This window comes from Isoptericola nanjingensis, assembly GCF_050311635.1.
GTDB lineage: Bacteria > Actinomycetota > Actinomycetes > Actinomycetales > Cellulomonadaceae > Isoptericola > Isoptericola nanjingensis.
This window is the reverse complement of sequence record NZ_JBNOZL010000008.1, coordinates 275,440-298,405: the sequence shown is the minus strand read 5'-3', so window position 1 is coordinate 298,405 and position 22,966 is coordinate 275,440. Positions and strand designations below refer to the sequence as shown.

Sequence of the window (22,966 nt, the reverse complement as noted above, 5' to 3'; positions counted from 1 at the left end):
CCGTGCGGGTCATGACCTGCGGATCAGTCGTCCGCCTGACCGGCCTTGACCTCGTCGGCGGTGTAGTACCCGGCGTCGATCAGCACGGGCTGGATGTCGTCCTTGAACACCGTCTGGACCTCGAGCAGGTACGACGGCACGACCTTCACGCCGTTGTCGTACGTCTTGGTGTCGTTCGCCTCGGGGTCGTTGCCCTCCACGAAGGACTGCGTGGCCTTGACGGCCTGCTCGGCGAGGAGGCGCGTGTCCTTGAAGATCGTCGAGGACTGGACGCCGTCGTCGATGAGCTTGATGTTCGCGATCTCGGCGTCCTGACCGGTGACGACCGGCAGGCCCTTCTCGAGGGTCGGCCCCATGCCCGCGCTCTGGAGCGCGTTGATGATGCCGCGGGAGAGCACGTCGGCCGGCGCGAGCACGCCGTCCAGCTTCTCGCCGCCCTGGTACGTGGAGGTGAGCAGGTCCTCCATGCGCTTCTGGGCCGTCTCGAGCTCCCAGCGCTGCGTCGTGACCTGGCCGAAGTCGGTCTGGCCGGACGGGACGACGATCGTGCCGTCGTCGATGAGCGGCTGCAGCACCGACATCGCGCCGTCGAAGAAGAACCCGGCGTTGTTGTCGTCCGGCGAGCCGGCGAAGAGCTCGATGTTGTACGGGCCCTTCTCGCCGGTCTCCTTGCCGTCGGCGTCGAGGTAGCCCAGGCCGCGGAGCAGGGCGTTGGCCTGCGCCACGCCGACCGCCTCGTTGTCGAACGTCGTGTAGAAGTCGACGTTCTCGCTGTCGCGGATCAGGCGGTCGTACGCGATGACCGGGATGTTCGCCGCGGCGGCCGCGTCGAGCTGGCTGGTCAGCGCGGTGCCGTCGATCGAGGCGATGACGAGGACGTCGACGCCCTCGGTGATCATCGAGTCGATCTGCTGCGTCTGGGTCGGGATGTCGTCGTTAGCGAACTGCAGGTCCACGGAGTAGCCGAGGTCCTCCAGGCCCTTCTTGACGTTGTTGCCGTCCTGGATCCAACGCTCGTAGGTCTGCGTCGGCATCGCGACGCCGATCTTCACGTCGTCGTCGCCGTTGCCCGCGGCGCCGTCGGCACCGCCGCCACCGCCGGCCCCGGAGCCGCCGCACGCGGCGAGTCCCAGCGTCAGCGCCGCACCGGCGGCCACCGCGCCCATCGTCTTGGCGAGTCGCATCCTCGCGCTCCTTCTCGTCGTCGAGTGTCCCCCGGCAGCGACCTTCGCCGCCGGCGCCCGGACGCCGAGGTCTTCCTCGGACGGCCGAGCCGGTCCGCGGTACAGACTGCTGCGTTCGAGTTCCGAAGTCAAAGCCTGGGCGGGTGGAAACCGATAACGATCGTGTCACGCCCCACCGTTGTCAGAGCGAGAGCGCGAGAAGGGCCGCGGGACGGCGTTCCGTCCCGCGGCCCTCCGGGTCCCGCCCCCTCGACAGTTGGTTCGTACGTCGAACACAACCGCGAGGGCGTGCGGTGGCTCAGCGCTGCGGGTCCTCCAGCACCGCCACGGTCCGGGCGGGCACGGTGACCGTGCCCGTGCGCGCGTCCCACCGGGTCCGCTTGACGACCGCGTCGCTCCCCGAGCGCTGCACGCCCGAGAGCCGGAAGTCCCGGCCGCGCAGCCCGGCCAGCTCGAGCGTCACGGGCTCCGGCGACGCGTTGAACACCGTCAGCAGGCCGTCCAGGCGACGGTCGGCGTCACGGCCGACGGTGTCGTCCACCGCCATGGCGACGACGCCGGGCTGCGCGTCCGGCCCCGTCCCCGGGAACGACACCTTCTGCTCGATCGCCGCGGCGCTGCCGAGGCGGAACAGCCGCGTCGAGGACCTCAGCTCGAGCAGCTCGCGCGCCGCGTCGGAGGCCGTCGCGATGTCCGACGGCGCGGGCTTGAGCGCCGGGTCCGCCAGGAGCGGCGCCATCACCGGCCACGCGTCCTCGTTGTCCGCCGCCGGCGGCAGGCCGCGGCCGAAGCCGTTGTCCTGCCCCGACCAGTCGATCGCGTTGAACCAGTCGCCCGAGTCGTAGGAGTTCCGGTCCAGCGACTTCGAGCGCAGCAGGTCCGTGCCCGCGTGCCAGAACGACGGGGTCTGGGCCAGCGCCGTCGTCGCGAGCGACACGGTGTTCATCCGGACCCGGTCCGTCATCGCGGTGTCCTGCGGCAGCTTGAGCGTCAGCAGGTCGAAGAGCGTCTCGTTGTCGTGCGCGTCGACGTACGTGACGACCTCCTCAGGCGAGTCCGCGTACCCCGCGGGCGCGCCGCGGTAGTCGAGGTCCTCCCCCCGCGTCGTCTCGCCGGCGCCGTCGTCCGCCGCCCGGAACGCGTAGTCCCGCAGGTTGCCCGCCAGCCCGAGGCGCACCAGGTCGGTCTGGTGGCCCAGGTCGGCGCGCTCGTCGTCGGATCCGTCGTTGACGCTGCCGGCGTCGCCCTCGCTGGCCTCGCGACCGTTCGGGTCGGTGAACAGCCCCGTGCCGAAGCCCTGGGTGAACCGCGACGCGGCGTCCACCGGCGACCCGCCGTGCACGGCGTCGCGCAGCCTGTCGCTGAACGTGCCGATGCCCGTCCCGCCGAGCTGCCCCTGCGTGGCCTGCGTGAACAGGGCGTTGTCCGCCACCTCGCCGAAGTTCCAGCCCTCGCCGTACAGGTAGACGGCGGACCCGTCGACGCCGTCCTTGCGGACGGTCAGGGCGTCGAGCGCCTCGCGCACGGCCAGCATGTTCTCCTTCGAGTGGTGGCCCATGAGGTCGAAGCGGAAGCCGTCCACCTTGTAGTCGCGGGCCCACGTGACCACCGAGTCGACCATGAGCTTGCCCGCCATCGCGTGCTCGGTGGCGACGTTCTGGCAGCAGGTGCTGGTCTCCACGGCGCCCGTCGTCGGGTTCAGCCGCTGGTAGTAGCCCGGCACGACCCGGTCGAGGACGCTCTTCGCGTCCTGCCCGCTCGCCGCGGTGTGGTTGAACACCTGGTCGAGCACCACCTGCAGGCCCGCGTCGTGCAGCGAGCCCACCATCGTGCGGAACTCGGCCACGCGGGCACCCCCCTCGGCATCGACGGCGTACGAGCCCTCGGGGACCGAGAAGTGGAACGGGTCGTAGCCCCAGTTGAAGCCGTCGCTCGCCGCGACGTCGCCGACCGCCGCCTGCTGCTCCTCGCCGTCGGGCGCGAACCCGGACAGGTCGGGCGTGGTCGCCTGGTCCGCACGGTCCTCGGGGATCGTCGCGATGTCGAACGTCGGCAGCAGGTGCACCGTCGTCATGCCCGCGTCGGCCAGCTCGCGCAGGTGCGCCATGCCGTCCGAGCGCCGCTGCGCGAACGCGAGGTACGTGCCGCGCTCCTTCGCCGGCACGGTCTCGTCGGAGATCGAGAAGTCGCGCACGTGCAGCTCGTAGATCGTCTGGTCCACGGCCCGGTCGACGACGGGCTGGCGCGCGTGGCGCCAGACCTTCGGCTGCCAGCGCTTGTCGTCCAGGCCGACGACGACCGAGTGCGTCGAGTCGAGCGTGAGGCCGACCGAGTACGGGTCGGTGACGACGTTCGTCTCGACCTTCCCCGTGCCCGGCACGTAGACCGTCACCGCGTACCGGTAGCGGGCGCCGTCCCAGGCGAGCCGCTTCGCCGCCCGCTTGCCGTCGAGCGTCCACGAGCCGTCACGCTCGCGCACCGCGTCGAAGCGCTCGGGGTCCTCGCCCAGGTCGCGGCCGGCGGGCCACACCAGGAGGTCGACGTCCTGCGCCGTCGGCGCCCAGAGCGCGAACGAGGCCCACCGGCCGCTCGGGTGCCGCTGCGCGCCGAACGTACGCTTCGACGCCTGCTCGCTGTACAGGTCGTCGAGGACGCCGGGCACCTGCACGCCCGTCGCCGCGGACAGCCCCTCGCCCGAGGCCCGGGTGACCAGCAGCTGGCCAGTCAGGAGCTCCTCGACCGCCGCGCGGCCCAGCGGCTTCCCGTCGTCGCCCACCGGCGCGAGGGCCGTGTGGCCCGCGAGCGCCGGGAAGTCGCGCGCGACGTCGTCGGGCACGTCCCCCGCGGGGGCCAGGTCGTAGGACGCGGCACCCTCCGGCAGGTCGCCGCCGTCCGGCCCCCGCACCTCGCCGTCCGCGACCGCCAGGCCGCCGTCGGGCGCGGTCCACAGGGTCCAGTCGTCGCCGGAGCCGAGGTCGCCGGGCGCGAGCACCACGCCCTGACGGACCCAGTGCGCGGCCTGCTGCCCCGTGCCCGGCAGCGGCGGGTTCTCCACGCCGATCGTCAGGACGTGCGACGCGAGGTCGTAGGAGAACGCCACCGTCTCGCCCTCGCCCACGCTGAAGGAGTAGTTGGCGCCGTCGGGCGCGCCGCCGACGCCGTAGTTCTCGGCCCAGCTCAGCCCGTGCGCCACCTTCGCCTCGTACGCGCCGGCGGCCAGGTCGTCGGTGGACCAGGTGTACGTGCCGTCGCCGTCCGGGTCCTTGAGCCACGACGCGAGGCAGTCGGGCGCCCAGGAGGAGGAGCAGCCCACCTGGTCCTGGAACGACCCGGCCAGCGTGACGACCGGGCCCTGCGCGGTGGACGAGAAGTCGTGGCTCACCGGGTCCCAGTAGAACGTGACCTCGCCGCCGTCGTGCGAGTACGTGGCGTTGCCGCCGTCGCGCACTCCCCCGACGCCGTAGTTGACGTCCCACGACCCGTTCACGGCGACCTTGTACTCGTAGTCGCCCTCCGGCAGGTCGAAGGTGCCCTCCCACACGCCGTCCGGGCGCTCGGTGAGGCGCGCGCCCTCGCAGTCCGGGGTCCAGTCGCCGGCGCAGCCCATCTCGCTGTTGTGGCTGCCGGGCACGGTCACCAGGTCGATCTCGGGCTCGGGCTCCTCGTCGCCGACCACGCCGGACACGTCGACGCCGACGGAGGCGAAGGTCGAGGCGGCCGCGCGCTCGCCGTCGGCGTCCTGCGTCACGGCGCGGTACTCGACGAGGGTGCCCTCGGCCAGGCCCTTCGCGTCGTGGAAGACGCGCGGCGTCGTGTCCTCGGCCGTGCCGAGCGGGTTCCACCGGGACGTACCGACCTCGCGCCACGCGAAGGACGTCTCCGCCCACGCGTCGTCGTCGACGTCCGCCGCCACCGCCGCGGTGCCGGTGACCGCCGCGCCCGCCGCCGGGACGACGACGTCCAGCGTGCCGTCGGAGTCCGCGCCCACCGTGCGGTCGGCGCGCAGCACCAGGGCCGACGTCGCCGGGACGCTGACGGTGACCTCGCCGGCGTCGTCCGCGGTCACCGGCTCCCCGTCGCCGTACAGCACCTCGTACGACGCGCCCGGGGTGAGGGTCGTGAAGGTCGCGTTCTTCTCCTGCGCCGCGTTGTTGACGGCGACCAGGTGCTCGACCTTCTCCGTGCGGTCCACGCGGCTGAACGCGTAGATCCCGGCGCCGTTCTCCGCGTACCGCTCGACCTGTGCGCCGGTCGCGAGCGCCGGGTGCGCCTCGCGCAGAGCCGCCAGCTCGGCGATGCGGGAGTACAGCGGCGCGTCGGTGGCGTAGCGGTCCACGCTGCCCGCCTGCTCGCCCGTGACGAGCGGCTGGTCGGCGTACTCGTCGACCTGCGTGGCGAAGAGGGTCTGCCGGGCGTCCTTGTCCCCTCCGGTGCCGGCGAAGCCCTGCTCGTCGCCGTAGTACACGACCGGCTGGCCGCGCGTGAGGTACATGAGGTCGTGCGCCAGCTCGTCACGGGCCAGCGGCTCGTCGGTGCCGGCGAGCATGTAGCCCACGCGGCCCATGTCGTGGTTGCCGAGGAAGGTGGGCAGCGCGGACGCCGACCTCGTCGGGGTCGTGTACCGGTCGTCGCTCGCGAACAGGCTCGCCAGGCCGCGGGCGCTGTTGCCGCTCGCGTAGCTGGTCGCGGCCGCCTGGAAGGAGAAGTCGAGCACCGAGCTCATGTCGGTGTCGCGCACGTACGGCGACGTCTTGGCGGCGTCGGCGTCGTAGACCTCGCCGAACATGAAGAAGTCGTCCTTGCCCTGCGCGTGGGCGTAGTCCATGACCTCGGCCGACCACGTCTCCCAGAACTCCGGGTTCACGTGCTTGACCGTGTCGATGCGGAAGCCGTCGATGCCGAGGTCGATCCAGTCGGAGTACACGTCGACGAAGCCCTGCACGACGCGCGGGTCCTCCGTCATGAGGTCGTCCAGGCCGTCGAAGTCGCCGTACGTGACCGACTCCCCCGTCCACGTCGAGTTGCCCCGGTTGTGGTAAAGCGTCGGGTCGTTGAGCCAGGCCGGGACCTTGACGTCGGAGTCCTCGGGCGCGATCACCGGCGTGTACGGGAACGACGTCGCGGCGTCGAGCTCGGGGAAGTCGTCCGAGCCCGCGACGTCGCCCGGGTCGAAGGTGTTCCCGGCGGCGTCGGTGTAGGGCGACGTCGCCTGGTCGACGTACCCGTACTCCCCCTCGGCGTAGTCGATGACGTCGGCCGTGTGGTTGGTGATGATGTCGAAGTAGACCTTGATGCCCTTGCCGTGGGCCTCGTCGATCAGTGCGCGCAGCTCGTCGTTGGTGCCCAGGTGCGGGTCGATCCGCGTGAAGTCCGTGATCCAGTAGCCGTGGTAGCCCGCGCTCGCGTCGTCGCCCGTGCCCTGCACCGGGCGGTTGAGGAACGACGGCGTCAGCCAGATCGCGGTGGTGCCCAGGCCCTCGATGTAGTCGAGCTTCTCGCGCAGGCCGGCGATGTCCCCGCCCTGGTAGAAGCCCTTGTCGGTCGGGTCGAAGCCGGTCGCGAGCCGGTCGCCGTCGATCCCGCCGGTGTCGTTCGAGTCGTCGCCGTTCGCGAAGCGGTCGGTCATGACGAAGTAGAACCGCTCGTCCGAGCCCGCCTGCCGCACCGGCGGCACCACCAGGTCGGCGTCCGTCGCGTCGTCGTAGGCGCCGGCCAGCGTCAGCGGCGTGAGCGCGACGCGGTGCGTGGTGTCGTCGTAGGTGACCCGCACGCGCGCGTCGCCGCCCAGCACCAGGGGCGCGTTCTCGCCGGTGCCCTCGCGCCCGTAGGACTCGTCCCAGGCGCCGTCGAGCGCGACCTTGTACTCGTACGTCCCGGCCGGCAGGTCGACGTCGGCGCCGAACGTGCCGTCGCCGGCCGGCGCGAGGGTGGTGGCGGCACAGGTCGGGTCCCAGTCCTCGGCGCAGCCGAGCTCCGTCTGGAGGCTCCCGACCAGGGTGGCGGTGCGGTCCGCGGCGCCCGCCGGGGGCGCCGTCGTGAGGGCGAGCCCGCCGAGGCCGGCGGACAGCGCGGGGACGGTGAGCGCGACGGCGGTCAGCGATGCCGCCGCGCGACGGGTCGGGCGCCTTCGGGGGGCGCGGGCCTGGGCAGCACGAGGCATGGAGGACTCCTTCGTCGTCCGGGCGCGCGGAGGTCGCGACCCGCGGCGACTGTACCGTTGCAGCAACCTTGCAGCAACAGGTCCGCCGACACCTGTGGGCGCCCGTGTGGCGCCATTCCCTGGGGAATAGCGCCACACGAACGCCCACGACGGAACGACGCTCAGCCCGCCAGGTGCCCCCAGCGCGGCGCGAGCTCGCGCCACGGCCCGACCTCGGCGATCTCGCCGTCGGCGAGGACGACGACGCGGTCGGCACGCGACAGGGCCGCGCGCTTGGACGTCGCGCCGACGACGGTGGTGCCGCGCTCGCGCAGCGACGCCCACAGCTCGATCTCCGTGGTGGCGTCCAGCGCGCTGGAGACGTCGTCGGCCAGCAGCAGCTCGGCGTCCGTCGCCAGCGCGCGGGCGAGCGCGAGCCGCTGCACCTGGCCGCCGGACAGCCGCACCCCGCGGTGGCCGACCAGCGCGTCCGGACCACCAGCCTCGTCCACGTCCTGCCCCAGGCGCGCGGAGGCGACCGGGCCGTCGACGTCGCGCTCGTGGTCCAGGCGCACGTTCTCGCTGAACGTGCCGGACAGCACCCGCGGCACCTGCGCGACGTGCGCGACCTGCCCCGGGCGCAGGAACGCCTGGGCGTCCTCGACGTCCCGCTCGTTCCAGCGGATCCGGCCCGTGTGCTCCATGAGGCCGCTCAGCGCGGACAGCAGGCTCGACTTGCCCGAGCCGACCTGGCCGAGCAGCAGCACGAGCTCGCCGCGCCGCACCTCCAGGTCCACCCCCGACACCCCGATGGTGCCGTCGTCGTGCACGGCGGTCACGCCCTCGAGGCGCAGCCGCTCCAGCGCCTCGCGCGGGCCCGCGGCCGGTCGGGGCGCGTCGCCGGTGAGCAGGTCGACGCCCGCGGGCAGGTCCATGAGGTCGGCCCCCGCGGCGAACCGGCCGGTGGCCCGCTGCCACGACCGGGTGCCGGGCGCCTCCGTCACGACCGCCCCCGCCACGACGCCGAACCAGCCGAACCCGTTCACGGCGTTCGCGACGAGCAGCGCGGTCGCCAGCCCCCACGTGCCGGTGAGCAGGCCCGCCCAGGCCGCCACGACGCCGAGCTGCACCATGATCATCGGCACGCCGTCGAGGGCGGCCTGGATCCGGTGCTCGAAGATCGCGGCCCGGACGCGGCCGCCGTCCACCTCGCGCAGGTGCGCGTGCACCTGCGGGGTCCGCGCGGCGAGCTTCACCGTGCGCGCGGAGTCGAGCGCGGAGACGAGGGCCCGGCCGAACCGGGCGCGAGCGGCGGACGACCGGGTGGCCGAGCGGCCCGCGATCGGCCGACCGACCGCCGACGCGGCCGCCGAGACCACCATGACGGCCAGCAGCACGCCGCCGGCCAGCCACGACCCGCTGAGCAGCGCCGTCACGCCGGCGATGACCAGGCCGTTGACGAAGTCGACCCAGCGGTCCGAGTAGCGCACGAACCGGTCGGAGTCCATGGCGCGGGCCACGACCTCGCCGGGCGGGGTGGCGCGCAGCCGCTCCTGGCGCGTCTGCCCCACCATCACCGCCATCCGGACGCGCAGCAGCACCTCCACCCACCACCGTGGGTAGACGTACAGCGCCCACGCGAGCGCCAGCGGCGCGACGACGAGGAGCACCGCGAACGCGACCATGAGCGCGGTGGGGAAGCCGGCGTCGAGCCCCTCGACCGCCCGCCCCCAGAGGAACCCGGTGAGGGCACCCTGCGCGGAGACGAGGCTCGCCACGAGGAAGAGCGCCGCGCCGACCACGCCCCACGCGGGGCGCACGAACAGCGCGTGCAGGACGCCGCGCGCCAGGCTCGGGCCCTCGCCCGGGTCGGCGAGGTCCGGCGCCGCGCCGCGGCGGCGCTTGCCGCCCACGTCGTGGGACGCCGCCTGCGCGGACTCCACCATGCTCGGCGCCGTGCCCGACGGCGCGCTCGACGGCGTCGACCGGTGACCGGTGAGCCCCGACGCGACCTCCTCGGCGGCACCGGCGCTCGCGACGGGTGCGTCCGCGGCGTCGCTCGCCAGGAGCAGGTCGCGGTACGGGCCGTCCTCGCGGGCGAGCCTCGCCCGGGGGCCCTGCTGCACGACCCGGCCGTGGTCGAGCGCGGCGAGCAGGTCCGCCCGCTCGATGGTCGTCAGCCGGTGGGCGACCAGCACGCCCGTGCGGCCGGCGAGCAGCCGCTCGGACGCCGCGACCACGCGGGCCTCGGTGAGCGGGTCCATGCGCGCCGTCGCCTCGTCGAGCACCACCACCTGGACGTCGCGCACCAGCAGGCGCGCGAACGCGACGAGCTGCTCCTCCCCCGCGGACAGCGACGTGCCGCCCGGACCGAGCAGCGTGTCGAGCCCGTCGGGCAGGCCCGACACCCAGGCCTCCAGGCGCAGCTCGCGCACGGCCGCCTCGACGTCCTCGCGCGGGACGTCGGCGAACAGCGCGACGTTCTCGGCGAGCGTGCCGGCGAGGATCTCGGTGCGCTGCGTGACGACGCCCACCGCGGCGCGCAGCTTCTGCAGGTCGAGGTCGCGCACGTCGACGCCGCCGAGGAACACCGTGCCTGGCTCCGGCTCGACGGCGCGCGACAGCAGCGACGCGAGCGTCGACTTCCCGGAGCCGGTGCGCCCGACGAGCGCCACCGTCTGCCCCGCGGGGACGCGGAGGTTCACGCCCTGCAGCGCGAAGGTGCCCTCGGCGTACGAGAAGTGCAGGTCGCGCAGCTCGATGCCCACCGGGCCCTCGGGCAGGTCGCGCCCGCCGCTCGGCTCCGGCTCGACCGACAGCATCTGCCGGATGCGCGTGATGGCGCCCAGCCCTTCCTGGATGTCCGGCAGGTGGTGGATGAGGTTGTCCACCTGGCCCACGAACATCGACGTGACCAGGAACAGCGTCACGAGGTCCTGGACGGCGAGCGTGCCGCCCGACGCCAGCGCGGCCCCGGCCACGGCGACGCCGGCGAGCAGCGCGGCGAGCACCAGGCCGGCCCGGCGCAGCATCTTCGACTCGACGACGACCACGTCGCGGAACTTGCGGTGCACGTCCGCCGAGCGCTGCGCCAGGCGGCGGATGGCGAACGGCTGGCCGAGGCTGGTGCGCAGGTCGTCGCGCGCGGCCACCGACTCCTCGAACGCGGCCGCGTGGTCGGTCCAGGCCTCCTCCTCGATCACCTTGCGGCGGGCGATCTCGCCCAGCATCGGGCGCACGAGGACGCCCGCGAGCGCGCCCAGCAGCGGGAACAGGATCCACGCCGGCCACCAGGTGACGCCGGCGACCACGTACATCGGCACGACGCCGACCACCGTGCGGCCCGCGCCCCACAGCTGGCGGCGCACGAGCGTTCCGACGGCGTGCGTGTCGTCGTCGACCCGGTCGAGCACCTCGCCCACGGCCTGCTCGGTGAGCGTGCCGAGCGGCTGGTGCAGCGCCGCGGTGAGCAGGTCGCCGCGCAGCCGCCCCTCGGCGCGGTCGACGACGCCCGCCCACACGACCTGCCCGGCCGTGTCGAACAGGGCGGCGCCGACCACGCAGAGCGCGAGCAGCGTCAGCAGCGCCCCCGTCGGGTCCTCCGCGAGGCGGCCCGCGACGACGGTGCCGAGCGCGGCACCCACCGCCCCGAGGGTGAGCGCGACCAGCGCGACCGCGGCGACGGGCCCGCGCAGCCTCCGCCAGTCGAGACGGCGGGACGGGTCCGTCGGCGTGGTCGTGGTGGAGGTGTGTTCCGCGCGCGCGGCAGGGGCGTCGATCATGGCCCGAGAAGCCTATGCGGCGCCCCCGACGCTCCGCCGCAGAATTTCCGTCAGATCAGGCCGAGGGCGCGCACGGCGTCCCGCTCCTCGGAGAGCTCCTGCACGCTGGCCGCGATCCGCTCGCGGGAGAAGTCGTCGATCTCGAGGCCCTCGACGACCTCCCACGCACCGCCCGACGACGTCACCGGGAACGACGAGACGAGGCCCTCCGGCACCCCGTACTGCCCGGTCGACCACAGGCCCGCGCTGGTCCAGTCGCCCTCGGGCGTGCCCTGCACCCAGTCGTGGACGTGGTCGATCGCCGCGTTCGCCGCGGACGCCGCCGACGACGCCCCGCGCGCGTCGATGATCGCGGCGCCGCGCTTGGCCACCGTCGGGATGAAGTCGTCCGCGAGCCAGAGCTTGTCCTCGTCCGCGTACCGGGCGCCCGGCGTACCCGCGACGTCGGCCCGGAACACGTCCGGGTACTGGCTCGCGGAGTGGTTGCCCCAGATCGTCACGCGGCGCACCTGCGAGACCGGCACGTCCGCCCGCTTCGCGAGCTGGGAGAGCGCGCGGTTGTGGTCGAGGCGCGTCATCGCCGTGAAGCGGTCCTTCGGCACGTCGGGCGCGTTCGACGCCGCGATCAGCGCGTTCGTGTTGGCCGGGTTGCCCACGACCAGGACCCGCACGTCGTCGGCCGCGCCCGCGTTGATGGCCCGGCCCTGCGGGCCGAAGATGCCGCCGTTCGCCTCGAGCAGGTCCGCCCGCTCCATGCCCGGGCCGCGCGGCCGGGCGCCCACCAGCAGGGCGACGTTCGTGCCCGCGAAGCCCGCCGTGGGGTCGTCGTGGATGTCGATGCCGGCCAGCAGCGGGAAGGCGCAGTCGTCGAGCTCCATCGCGGTCCCCTCCGCGGCCTTCACCGCCTGCGGGATCTCCAGCAGCCGCAGCCGCACGGGCGTGTCGGGGCCGAGCATCGCGCCCGACGCGATCCGGAAGAGCAGCGCGTACCCGATCTGGCCCGCCGCCCCGGTGACGGTGACGTTCACTGGTGTGGTCATGCCCCTACTCTGACGCAGCCGGGCGCCGGGGTCGACCGCCACCCCGGCCCGGCCCTCGACGTCGCCGCCGCCCGGCGCGCCGACCGTCGTGGTGGAGCGCGACCTGGGACGACGCGCGGTAACGTGCCAGGAGCGCCACCGTCGGCCCGCGCTCAGCAACCGTTCAGACCACGGTGGAAGCATGCCCGCGCAGCCGGCCGTGAGGCCGGTCACGCACGACCGGCCCTCCCACCGCGGGGGGCACACCGAGACGCCCGTCTCCCGAGCAGAGAAGGACCCTCATGTCCCAGGACATCGCCGCCGAGGGCGGTACGGCTCCGGCCGACGTCGACACGGCGGCAGGAGCCCCGCAGCACGGCCTGTTCGCCCGGCTCGCCGCCGAGGCCTTCGGCACGTTCGTGCTGGTGCTCGGCATCGTCGGCACCGCCACTTTCAACCTGTTCAACAACGGTCAGATCATCACCGTCGCGCTCGCGGGCGGGATCCTCGTCATGGGCGCCATCGCCGCGGTCGGCGGCGTCTCCGGCGGCCACTTCAACCCCGCCGTGACCTTCGGCCTGACGCTCGCCGGCCGTTCCGCGTGGCGCGACCTGGTGCCGTACTGGGCCGCCCAGCTCGTGGGCGGCACCGCGGCCGCGGCCGTGATGTTCTCGATCATCCCGGAGTCGGTGCTCCCGTTCGCTCAGGCGACGAGCAAGGCCGAGCTCTTCCAGGGCACGGCCAACGGCTTCGGATCGCACGCGCCCGCCGCCACGCTCACCGCCGCGGCGGCGCAGCAGGGCGGCGCCCCCGTCGAGTTCACGATGTGGGCCGCGATCCTCGTCGAGGTGATCGTCACCGCCGTCTTCGTGGGGATCATCCTCGGCGTGACCAGCAAGCGCACGTCGGTCACGTTCGCCCCGGTGGTCATCGGCCTGTCCCTCGGCGCGCTGATCATCGTCGCCTGGCCGGTCACCAACGCCTCGCTCAACCCGGCGCGGTCGTTCGCCTCGGCGGTGTTCGGCGGAGGCTGGACGTGGGGCCAGCTGTGGGTGTTCGTCGTCGCCCCCCTGGTGGGAGCGGCACTCGCCGCCCTGTTCGCCCGGGCGTTCCAGCCGGTGCCCGCCCTCGCGCTGACCGAGGTCGAGTACACGGCCGTGACGGTCGAGGAGCGGACCGCCCCCGAGCACGACGTCGTCGACGACGGCGCCCTTCCGACGGCGTCGGAGGTCGACGAGAACGAGGGCGAGTGGGACGGGCAGGACGTCGACGACGCCAAGCCCGGCACCGACGAGCCGAAGGGCGACGCGCCGCGCGCCTGACGCCCCGACGCACGAGGGCCGGTACCCGCAGGGTGCCGGCCCTCGTGGCGTCCGCGCAGGATTTCACCCGCGGGGCGCAGAGCGCGAAGTCGGACCTCTGGTACAAATGGCGCGCCGCTGATCGCTGCGGCCACCGATGGCTCGGTGCCCGTTCCCCGATCGGAGTCGCCGTTGACCCCGTCCGTACCGCCGTCGTCCGTCCCTCCCGGGCGCGACGTGCACCACGCCACCGGCTGGGCCGTAGCCGCCGCGATCCTGTGCTGGCCGCTCGGCGTCCCGGCGCTCCTCGGAGCCCAGCGGGCGGCCCGGGCGATCGGCTCCGGGGACCTCGCCGCCGCGACGACGCACGCCCGGGCCGCGCGACGGTTCGGGATCGCGGCCGTCGTCGTCAGCGCCGCCGGGTGCGCACGGCGGGGATCGTGGCCTTCGTCGTCGGTCTCCTGGCCCGCGCGGTGAGCGTGGCGGTCCTCGTCGCCGCCGTCGGACTGGTGGACGACGTGCGCCCGCTCCTCACCGCTCTGGCCGGCCCGCCGTCGTCATCGGCGTCGTCATCGGCGTCGTCATCGTCGACGTCGTCGGCGGACCCGTTGACGCTGCCCCCGGCGAAGGAGGCCGCACCGGCCGGCCTCACCGGGGACGTGACGTTCGCGGACGCGAAGCCGTGGCGGATGCTCGCCCCCGGCGACTGCTTCGCGCAGGCAGAGCTCCACGGGATCGTGCCGCTCGTCCCGTGCGGGGACGGCACCGCGTCCACCGTGTTCTACGCCGGGCCCTCCGGTCCCGCCTGGCCGGGCGACGAGGTCGGCGGCCAGATCGCGTCGGAGGTCTGCGACGGTGCCCTCGAGGACCTGGGGCGGAGCCCGCTGGAGGTGCCCTACGCACGCTGGTTCACGGCGAAGGACGGCTGGGACTTCTGGCCCCACCTCGTGTGCGCGGCCGCGCCGGCCGCGGGCGACCCCGCGCCCGCGCCGCCCCCGACCGACACCCGCGCGCCTGCGGACGGCGGCCCCCGTCACCTGAGCATCGCCCTGTCCCCCGCGTGCTTCGACGCCACCCGGTTGACCAGGTGGGGCGACCTCGTGGTGCCTCTGGTCGAGTTCTGCGACGAGCCGCACACCGGTCAGGTGTTCGCCGAGCACCGCATCGGCGTCGAGGTCGCCGAGAACGACGCCACGATCTGGGCGGCGGGGCGCGCCTCCTGCGCGGAGGCGTGGGCCGATTTCGTCGGCGGCGAGTACGCCGGTCCGCCGCTCGAGGTGTGGACGGTGGTCCCCGAGTTCAGCGAGTGGGGGGACGGCTGGCGCAGCGTCACCTGCGCGGTCACCTCCGAAGAGCCGCTCACCGCGAGCCTCGCGGGCTCGGCGGGCTGATCGCGGGCGCTCAGCCCAGGCCGGGGGCGGTCAGGGCCAGCACGCCGATGACGACGGCGCCGCCCCAGCACAGGAAGACGTCGAAGCCCCGGCTCCGCACGACCAGCCCGACCGGCCCGGTGGCCGACGTGGCCCGCCACGTGCCCGCGACGGCGAGGGTCAGCGCGATGGTGCCGGTGCCGACGCGGGCCCCGACCAGCACGCCGAGCACGACGGCGAGCACGATGCCGGCGAGCACGGTGACGATGGCGCGCTCGGGACCGGGCAGAGGGCGCGCCGGCTCCTCGCCCTTCGCCCCGACCGTGTGCCACGCGGGCGCGGGCTCGGCCCCTCCGGGGTCACGCGGAGGGTCGGGCAGCGCACGGGGATCCACGGCAGCCGAGCCTACCGTCGCGCGACCGCGGCGAGCGTCGGACCTCCACGCCCACGGGGTCTCGCCGAGAGCTACGGTGAGGACCGTGCCCGAGCCGACCTCCGACGCCTCTCCCCGTCCGCCCCTCCGGTCCGTCGTCGTGGTGGGCGCCGGCCTCGCCGGCGCGCAGACCGTCGCCGCGCTGCGGGCGCACGGCTTCGACGGGCGGATCACGCTGCTCGGCGCGGAGGGCGTGCCCCCGTACGACCGCCCGCCGCTCTCCAAGGAGCTGCTGACGCGGCCCGAGCCGGTGTGGCTGAGCGCGGACCTCGGCGTCGACGTCGAGGCGCTGGCCGACGACGTGCGGCTCGCCGAGCCCGCCCTGTCGCTGGCCTCGCGGCCGGACGGCGTGGTCGTCACGACCGCACGGGGCGAGGTCGCGGCCGACGCCGTCGTGCTCGCGGTGGGCTCCGTCCCGGTCGTCCCGCCGGGGTTCTCCGCGTCGTCGCTGCTGCACACGGCCGCCGACGCCGACCGCCTGCGGGCGGCCCTGCGCGCCGACGACGGGCTGCGCCTGGTGATCGTGGGCGCGGGCTGGATCGGCGCCGAGGTCGCGGGGGTCGCCGCGGGCGCCGGGGCGGACGTCACGGTGCTCGAGGCGGCGGACGCCCCGTTGTCGCGCCAGCTGGGCCGCGACGTCGGGGCGCTCCTCGCGGGCTGGTACGGGGCCGCCGGGGTGCGCCTGCGCACGGGCGCCGCGGTGACGGCCGTGGAGGGCTCCGGCGTGGTCCTCGCCGGCGGCGATCACGTTCCGGCGGACCTCGTGCTCACCGCCGTGGGCGCGCGGCCGGCGTCGGGCTGGCTGGAGGGCACGCTGCCCCTGGACGGGCGCGGCGCGCTCCTCGTGGACGGCGACGGCCGCGTCCCCGGCCATCCCCGCGTCTGGGCGGTCGGCGACGTCGCGTCGCGCGCGCACCCCGTGTTCGGCACGGTGCCGGGCGGGCACTGGTCGGCCGCGCTGCACGACCCCGACCCCACCGTGCGCGCCATGCTCGGCGTCGAGCCGGCCGGCACCGGGCACGCGCCGTACGTCTTCTCGCAGCAGCTCGGGCACGACCTGGCGCTGCTGGGCCTGCCGACCACCGCCGGGCCCGACGCCTCCCCCGTGGTGCTGCGCGGCACCCCCGGCGAGGGCGCCTGGGCGGCGCTCTACCTGGACCCTGCGGAGAGCAGGGGGCCCGACGACGCGCCCGACGGTGTCGCGACCGTCCGGGCCGTCCTCCTCGTGGACTCGCCGCGCGACGTCGGCGGCGTCCGGCGCCTCATGAGCCGCGGCGAGCCGCTGCGCCTGGACCTGGCCCGCGCCACCGACCCCGCCATCAAGCTGAAGGACGCCGCGAGATAGAGAACCCCGGACCGCGAGATAGAGGCTCGGTAGGGACCGCACCCGGGTGTGGTCCCGACCGAGCCTCTATCTCGCGGTCCGGGGTTCTCTATCTCGCGGGGTCAGTGCGCGAAGTGGCGCGTCCCGGTGAGGTACATCGTCACGCCGGCGGCCTGAGCGGCCTCGATCACCTCGGCGTCGCGGATGGACCCGCCGGGCTGCACGACGGCGCGGACGCCGGCGTCGAGCAGCACCTGCAGGCCGTCGGCGAAGGGGAAGAACGCGTCGGACGCGGCGACCGCGCCGCGCGCCCGCTCCGCCCCGTCGGCGAGCGTGTTCGCGCGCTCGACGGACAGGCGGCAGGAGTCGACGCGGTTGACCTGGCCCATGCCGATGCCGACGGCGGCACCGTCGGCGGCGAGGAGGATCGCGTTGGACTTGGCGGCGCGGACGGCCTTCCACGCGAACGCGAGGTCGGCGAGCGTGGCCTCGTCGGCGGCCTCGCCGGCGGCGAGGGTCCACGACGCGGGGTCGTCGCCCTCGGCCTGGAACCGGTCGACCTCCTGGACGAGCATGCCGCCGGAGATCGGGCGGTTCTCGGCGACGGCGTGCGGCGGGGTGTCGACGACGAGCAGGCGCACGTTCTTCTTCTTCTGCAGGATCTCGAGCGCCTCGGGCTCGAATCCCGGTGCGACGACGACCTCGGTGAAGATCGGCGCGATCCCCTCGGCCGCGGCCTTCGTGATGACCCGGTTGGCCGCGATGACGCCGCCGTACGCCGACACCGGGTCGGTGGCGTGCGCGCGGGCGTGGGCCTGCGCGATGTCGTCGCCGACGGCGATGCCGCACGGGTTGGCGTGCTTGATGACCGCCACCGCGGGGCCCTCGTGGTCGTGCGCGGCGCGCCAGGCGGCGTCGGCGTCCACGTAGTTGTTGTAGCTCATGGCCTTGCCGTGCAGCTGGGTCGCCTGGGCGAGGCCGGTCCCGCCGTCGGTCCGCGTGTACAGCGCGGCCTTCTGGTGCGGGTTCTCGCCGTAGCGGAGCACCGCGGCGCGCTCGAACGCCGCGCCGGCGACATCGGGCATGTGCGACTCGAGGGCGGTCTCGTCGGGCGCGTAGACGCTGGCGAACCAGGAGGCCACGGCGACGTCGTACTGCGCGGTGTGCGCGAACGCAGCGGCCGCGAGGCGCTTGCGCTGCGCGAAGGTGAAGCCGCCGCCCTGGACCGCGGACACGACGTCGTCGTAGCGCGCCGGGTCGACGACGACGGCGACGCTCGGGTGGTTCTTCGCCGCGGCACGGACCATCGACGGCCCGCCGATGTCGATCTGCTCGACGACCTCGTCCGGGCCGGCGCCGGACGCGACGGTCGCCGCGAACGGGTACAGGTTCACGACGACGAGCTCGAACGTCTCGATGCCGAGGTCGGCGAGCTGGGCGAGGTGGTCGGCCTTGCGGGTGTCGGCCAGGATCCCGGCGTGCACGCGCGGGTGCAGCGTCTTGACGCGGCCCTCGAGGCACTCGGGGAAGCCGGTGAGCTCCTCGACGCGCGTGACGGGGACGCCGGCGTCGGCGATCGTCGTGGCGGTGGAGCCGGTGGAGACGAGCTCCACGCCCGCGGCGTGCAGGGCGGTGGCGAGCTCGGTCAGGCCGGTCTTGTCGTAGACGCTGAGCAGCGCACGGCGCACGGGACGCTGGGCGTCGTCGGCGAGCTGGACGTCGGGGGCGGTGACGTGGGCGGCGGAGTGTGCTCCGGACATGAGTGTGTTCTCCTCGGGCGGGTTCTCTCGCGGAAAGACCCTCGCACCCAGGCGGGCGGCGCGCATGGCGGGACGTGTCGGCCGCTCCCCGGTGGTGACCCACCCTCGCCAGTCACGGCCGCGGCGAGTCTACCGAACGTCGTCGGGACCGGTCCCTGCAGCGGTCACGGAGCGCGGTCACGGAGCGCGGTCACGGAGCGCGGTCACGGAGCGCGGTCACGGCAGAGCGACGTCCATGCCGAGCAGGCGCCAGGCCCGGGCCGCGGTGTCCGCACGGTCCGCCGCGGGGCGTCGGGTGAGGGCGCCGGCCACGAGCTCGACGCCGAGCATGAGGTCCTCGACGGCGGTGCCGGCGGGCACCTGGCCGGCCGCGAGCGCCGCGTCGCGGTGCGCGGCGAGCACGGCGGCGACACGGTCGCGCAGCTCGAGCATGCGCCCCGGCCGGTCCTCGACCAGCAGGTCGACCACCCCGACGGACTCGATGGCGTGCCGCGTCACGAGGCCGAGGAGCTCCGGCAGCGCGGCGCCGGCGGCCGACGCCGCCTCCAGCGCGTCCACGTTCTCCTCGACGACGGCGGCCACGAGGGAGACGCGGTCCGGGAAGTGCCGGTAGAGGCTGCCCTGCCCGACGCCGGCGCGTCGCGCGACCGAGCTGAGCGGTGCGGCCGTGCCGGACTCGGCGAAGACGGCGTGCGCCGCCTCCAGGAGCGCCGCGCGGTTGCGGGCCGCCGCCGCGGGGCCGGGGTTGCTCCGGGTGGACGGGCGCGGGTTGCTCCGGGCGGTGGGCACCGGAATAGACTACCAACCGGACAGTGTTGTCCGGTTAGTACGAGAGCCCGTGAGGGACCAGCCAGCAAGGAGAGCACCATGGCCCTGTCCGCATCCTCGACCGTCGGCGAGTGGCTCGACCACCCCGTCGGAGGCCGCATCCTCGGCGCCGTCCTCGAGCAGGCCGGCGCGTCGGCCGAGGCGCTCGCCCCGGCGCGCAACCTGCCGCTCGAGCAGCTCGTGGCGCTGTCGAACGGGCAGTTCCCCGCCGAGATGGTCGACGGCCTCGTCGCCGCGTACCGCGAGCAGGCGCCCGACGACACCGGCGCCGACCGCGCGGACGGCGGCTCCGCCGCCCCCGCGCCCTGGGCCGAGCAGGTCACGCCGGGTCGCTTCGCCGGCCAGACCGTCGTCGTCACGGGAGCGGCCTCGGGCATCGGCCGCGCCGTCGCGTCCCGCGTGGCGCGCGAGGGCGGCCGCGTCGTCGCCGTCGACCTGGCGAAGGAGAAGCTGGACGAGCTCGCGGCGTCCCTGGCCGGCGTCGTGCCTGGCGCCGAGGTCGTCACCGTCGCGGGCGACATCACGTCGGCCGAGTCGGTCGAGGAGATCGTGCGCGCCGCCGGCGAGCGCGTCGACGCCCTCGCCAACGTCGCCGGGATCATGGACGACATGGGCGCCGTGCACGAGCTCACCGACGCGACCTGGGAGCGCGTGATGCGCGTGAACGTCGACGGCACGATGCGCCTCATGCGCGCCGTCCTGCCCGGGATGCTCGCCGCGGGCCGCGGCCGCATCGTCAACGTCGCCTCGGAGGCCGGCCTGCGCGGGTCCGCCGCGGGCGCCGCGTACACGGCGTCCAAGCACGCCGTCGTCGGGCTCACCAGGTCCTCCGCCGTGATGTACGCCGGCACGGGCGTGCAGGTGAACGCCGTCGCGCCCGGCGGCGTCGCCACCGGCATCCAGGTGCCCGCGCAGGCCGAGTTCGGCGGCGCGCGGCTGGGCCGCTACATGGGCAACATCCCCGGCATCGCGACGGCGGAGCACCTCGCCGCGTCGATCACGTTCCTGCTGTCCACCGACGCGGTGAACCTCAACGGCGCGATCCTCGCGTCGGACGGCGGCTGGTCCGCCGTCTGACCCCGACCCGTCAGAGCCACGCGGATACCGGTACCCACGTGGCCCTGACGGCCCTCGAGGTCACTCGGCGGGCATCGGGAGGACGTCGTCGGCCCAGGTGTCGGGGGTGCCGACCCGCCACAGCGACCGCACCAGGGCCAGCCCGACGACGGTCGCGGCGAGCAGCGCCACCAGCGTCCACAGCACGACGCCGATGCCACCGGCCTCGAGCAGGGTGCCGCCGACCAGCGGGGCGAGCGGCATCGCCGCCACCCCGCTGAGCCCGAGCACGGACGCGAGGCGACCCTGCATCCGGTCGGGGGTGATCGCGGCCGTGTAGCCCGCCATGGCCGAGTTCACCGCGGGGACCAGGAGCATCCCGATCCCGACCAGCACCACGTACGCGACGTAGGTCTGGAGCAGAGCCATGCCCACGAAGGCGAGCACGACCGGGACGAGCGCCAGCACCGTGAGGACGCCGAGGCGCAGCCGCGCGACCAGGGCCGGGGCCGCGAGAGCGCCCAGCAGCATCGAGCCGGCGGCCACGGTGCCGACGACGCCGATGAGGACCGGGGGCGTGCCCGTGCGCGCGAGCTCGAGGTTGATCCCGACGAGCATCCCGTTGACGGCGACGTTCACCGCGACGAACAGGCCGAGGCTCGCCCGGAACAGCGGCACCGCCCAGACGTACCTCAGCCCCTCGCGCAGCGCGGCGAGCGGCCGGGTCGCACGCGCCTCGGTCACGTCGTCGTTCAGCGGGGCGCGCACGAACCACGCGCACAGGGCCGTCGCGGCGTGCCCGACCACCGCGCCCACCAGCGGCAGCGCCGCCGCGACGCCGTAGAGCAGGCCGCCGACCGGGCCGCCGGCGATCCCCGCGACGGCGTCGCGGCCCTGGGCCGTCGCGTAGGCGGTCGGCAGCTGTGCGGTCGGCACCACCGCCCGGAACGCGCCGCTGATCGCCGGGTCGAGGAAGGCCGCCGCGACGGCGGACCCGCACAGGACCGCCGCGAGGTGCCACGCCGTCAGGCCGCCGAGGGCCGCGGCGACGACCGCGGACGCCCACAGCACGGCCGCCACCGAGGCAGCGGCGACGACCAGCCGACGACGGTCCGTCCGGTCCGCGACGACCCCCGCCGGCAGCGTGGCGAGGAGCGCACCGGCCTGGCCCACCGCGGCGATCGTGCCCGCGGCAGCCGCCGAGCCGGTGAGCCCGAGCGCGAGCAGCGGCACGGCGAACCGGGCGACGCTGCCGCCGAGCGACTGGGTCGTGAGGCCGGACATCAGCAGGACGTACGGGCGTCTGCGGCGCAGCGGCGCCGGACCCTCGGCGGCGCCGGCCGCGGTTCCGACGTGGGGCGTCTCACTCGAGGGAAGCGGCTCCGCGGCCGCCGTGGTCTGCGTCATGGGCACGACCGTAATCCCGCAACATCTATTGCGCAATAGTCATTGCGCACTGAATCCTGCGGGATCTTGCTAGGCTCGCGCACGTGCAGGAGACGATGGAGATCACCGAGCCGGAGGCGCTCCGCGCTCTCGCCCACCCCGTGCGGCAGCGGATCCTCATGCAGCTCTCGGTGCTCGAGCACGCCCGCGCCGCCGACCTCGCCGAGGCGATCGGGCAGCCCGCCAACTCGGTGAGCTTCCACCTCCGCGTGCTCGCCAAGGCCGGGATGATCGTCGAGGCGCCCGAGCACGCGCGCGACAAGCGCGACCGGGTCTGGACCAACGTGGCGCAGAGCTACCGCGTGAAGTCGGACTCCCCCGGCGCCGGGGAGGCGATCGTCCGCCCCGCGCTGCAGTGGACCGCCGACGTCTTCGCGCACCACGACGGCGACGACGACGACGCCAAGCGGCAGTTCATGCTCCTGACCATGCTGCTCACGAAGGAGCAGGCCGACCAGATGGCGCTCGAGGTCGCCGAGCTGCTGAGCCGCTGGGCCGACCGGAGCCACCAGGAGGCGCGCGACGAGCCCGGCGTCGCCCGGGAGGTCTACCAGGTACTGAGCGCCTTCGGCCCGCGCGACGACGTCAGCGGCGAGACCGCCCGCGAGCCGACCGTCTGACGTCCCCGCGGTCGACGGCCGTCGTCAGCCGACGAGCGCGCGGCGCCCGTCGACGCGCAGCCCCTCGCGGGCGACGCGACCGACGGTCTCGACGAGCAGCGCACGCTCCGCGACCTTGATCCGCTCGTGCAGGGCGGACTCGTCGTCGCCGTCGAGCACGGGGACGACGGCCTGCGCCAGGATCGGCCCGGTGTCGACGCCGGCGTCGACGACGTGCACGGTGCAGCCGGTGACCTTCACGCCGTAGGCGAGGGCGTCCCGCACGCCGTGCGCGCCGGGGAACGACGGCAGCAGCGCGGGGTGGGTGTTGACGATCCGCCCCGCGAAGCGCTCGACGAACGAGGGCGCGAGGATCCGCATGAACCCGGCGAGCACCACGTAGTCGGGCCGGAAGACGGCGACGGCCTCGGCCACGCCGACGTTCCACGCGGGGCGGTCGTCGAAGTCCTGCGGGGCGACGACGACGGACGCCACGCCGGCGTCGCGGGCCAGGTCGAGCGCCCCGGCACCGGGCTTGTCGGAGACGACGCCGACGACGCGGGCGCCGTAGGCCGGGTCGTCGTGGGCGGCGAGCAGCGCCGCGAGGTTGGAGCCGCCGCCGGAGGCCAGGACCACGAGCCTGGCCTGGGCCGTGCCCTGGGCGGACGTGGACGCGACGGGGTGGCCGGACGGGGTCTGCACGACGTCACCCTACCCGCGCGTCC

At 74.7% G+C, this 22,966-nt stretch carries 15 protein-coding genes and 1 riboswitch; of the genes, 6 read left to right on the top strand and 9 right to left on the bottom strand.

The window, feature by feature from the left end:
• Positions 1–23: 23 nt before the first annotated feature.
• From chvE to ACQP6G_RS17645, 4 genes are all read right to left on the bottom strand, one after another.
• Positions 24–1,184, bottom strand: coding sequence for a multiple monosaccharide ABC transporter substrate-binding protein (gene chvE, locus ACQP6G_RS17660; RefSeq protein ID WP_429766209.1), 1,161 nt, complete (start codon positions 1,182–1,184; stop codon positions 24–26).
• Between the two features lie 298 nt (positions 1,185–1,482).
• On the bottom strand, positions 1,483–7,344 hold the full coding sequence (gene pulA, locus ACQP6G_RS17655) for a pullulanase-type alpha-1,6-glucosidase (RefSeq protein WP_429766207.1): 5,862 nt from the start codon (positions 7,342–7,344) through the stop codon (positions 1,483–1,485).
• 161 nt (positions 7,345–7,505) lie between these two features.
• Positions 7,506–11,105: an ATP-binding cassette domain-containing protein gene (locus tag ACQP6G_RS17650; RefSeq protein WP_429766205.1), complete on the bottom strand. Its 3,600-nt coding sequence runs from the start codon at positions 11,103–11,105 to the stop codon at positions 7,506–7,508.
• A 50-nt stretch (positions 11,106–11,155) separates the two neighbouring features.
• Entirely contained in the window at positions 11,156–12,145 is a 990-nt protein-coding gene (locus tag ACQP6G_RS17645) for a malate dehydrogenase (RefSeq protein WP_429766203.1), read from the bottom strand.
• A gap of 281 nt (positions 12,146–12,426) precedes the next feature.
• Between ACQP6G_RS17645 and ACQP6G_RS17640 the strand changes: the two genes are divergently transcribed.
• The 3 genes from ACQP6G_RS17640 (at position 12,427) to ACQP6G_RS17630 (ending at position 14,816) form a co-directional block, all read left to right on the top strand.
• A complete protein-coding gene (locus tag ACQP6G_RS17640) occupies positions 12,427–13,446 on the top strand; it encodes an MIP/aquaporin family protein (RefSeq protein ID WP_429766201.1) in 1,020 nt (339 codons plus the stop codon).
• 171 nt (positions 13,447–13,617) lie between these two features.
• Positions 13,618–13,902 carry a CD225/dispanin family protein gene (locus ACQP6G_RS17635; RefSeq protein WP_429766199.1) on the top strand — a complete coding sequence of 95 codons (285 nt, stop codon included), beginning with the start codon at positions 13,618–13,620 and terminating at the stop codon, positions 13,900–13,902.
• A complete protein-coding gene (locus ACQP6G_RS17630) occupies positions 13,866–14,816 on the top strand; it encodes a hypothetical protein (RefSeq protein WP_429766197.1) in 951 nt (316 codons plus the stop codon). Before ACQP6G_RS17635 ends, ACQP6G_RS17630 begins: the two co-directional genes overlap by 37 nt.
• A gap of 10 nt (positions 14,817–14,826) precedes the next feature.
• Here the strand turns inward: ACQP6G_RS17630 and ACQP6G_RS17625 are convergent, their stop codons facing one another.
• Positions 14,827–15,189 carry a DUF3017 domain-containing protein gene (locus ACQP6G_RS17625; RefSeq protein WP_429766195.1) on the bottom strand — a complete coding sequence of 121 codons (363 nt, stop codon included), beginning with the start codon at positions 15,187–15,189 and terminating at the stop codon, positions 14,827–14,829.
• Between the two features lie 85 nt (positions 15,190–15,274).
• Between ACQP6G_RS17625 and ACQP6G_RS17620 the strand changes: the two genes are divergently transcribed.
• Positions 15,275–16,573, top strand: a complete 1,299-nt coding sequence (locus tag ACQP6G_RS17620) for an NAD(P)/FAD-dependent oxidoreductase (protein WP_429766193.1) — start codon at positions 15,275–15,277, stop codon at positions 16,571–16,573.
• Positions 16,574–16,674: 101 nt separating this feature from the next.
• Here ACQP6G_RS17620 and purH read toward each other — a convergent pair whose 3' ends face one another.
• Together purH and ACQP6G_RS17610 are read right to left on the bottom strand one after the other, a co-directional pair.
• A complete protein-coding gene (gene purH, locus ACQP6G_RS17615; protein ID WP_429766191.1) occupies positions 16,675–18,312 on the bottom strand; it encodes a bifunctional phosphoribosylaminoimidazolecarboxamide formyltransferase/IMP cyclohydrolase in 1,638 nt (545 codons plus the stop codon).
• A 38-nt stretch (positions 18,313–18,350) separates the two neighbouring features.
• Positions 18,351–18,438: riboswitch (ZMP/ZTP riboswitch) on the bottom strand.
• Between the two features lie 90 nt (positions 18,439–18,528).
• Entirely contained in the window at positions 18,529–19,101 is a 573-nt protein-coding gene (locus tag ACQP6G_RS17610; protein ID WP_429766190.1) for a TetR/AcrR family transcriptional regulator, read from the bottom strand.
• Between the two features lie 78 nt (positions 19,102–19,179).
• Between ACQP6G_RS17610 and ACQP6G_RS17605 the strand changes: the two genes are divergently transcribed.
• Positions 19,180–20,217, top strand: a complete 1,038-nt coding sequence (locus ACQP6G_RS17605) for an SDR family NAD(P)-dependent oxidoreductase (RefSeq protein ID WP_429766188.1) — start codon at positions 19,180–19,182, stop codon at positions 20,215–20,217.
• A 60-nt stretch (positions 20,218–20,277) separates the two neighbouring features.
• Here ACQP6G_RS17605 and ACQP6G_RS17600 read toward each other — a convergent pair whose 3' ends face one another.
• Positions 20,278–21,603: an MFS transporter gene (locus ACQP6G_RS17600; RefSeq protein ID WP_429766186.1), complete on the bottom strand. Its 1,326-nt coding sequence runs from the start codon at positions 21,601–21,603 to the stop codon at positions 20,278–20,280.
• Between the two features lie 83 nt (positions 21,604–21,686).
• On the opposite strand from ACQP6G_RS17600, the gene ACQP6G_RS17595 reads away from it, so the two are divergent.
• Positions 21,687–22,262 carry an ArsR/SmtB family transcription factor gene (locus ACQP6G_RS17595; protein WP_429766184.1) on the top strand — a complete coding sequence of 192 codons (576 nt, stop codon included), beginning with the start codon at positions 21,687–21,689 and terminating at the stop codon, positions 22,260–22,262.
• 24 nt (positions 22,263–22,286) lie between these two features.
• Here the strand turns inward: ACQP6G_RS17595 and purN are convergent, their stop codons facing one another.
• Entirely contained in the window at positions 22,287–22,943 is a 657-nt protein-coding gene (gene purN, locus ACQP6G_RS17590; RefSeq protein ID WP_429766183.1) for a phosphoribosylglycinamide formyltransferase, read from the bottom strand.
• Positions 22,944–22,966: the final 23 nt, after the last annotated feature.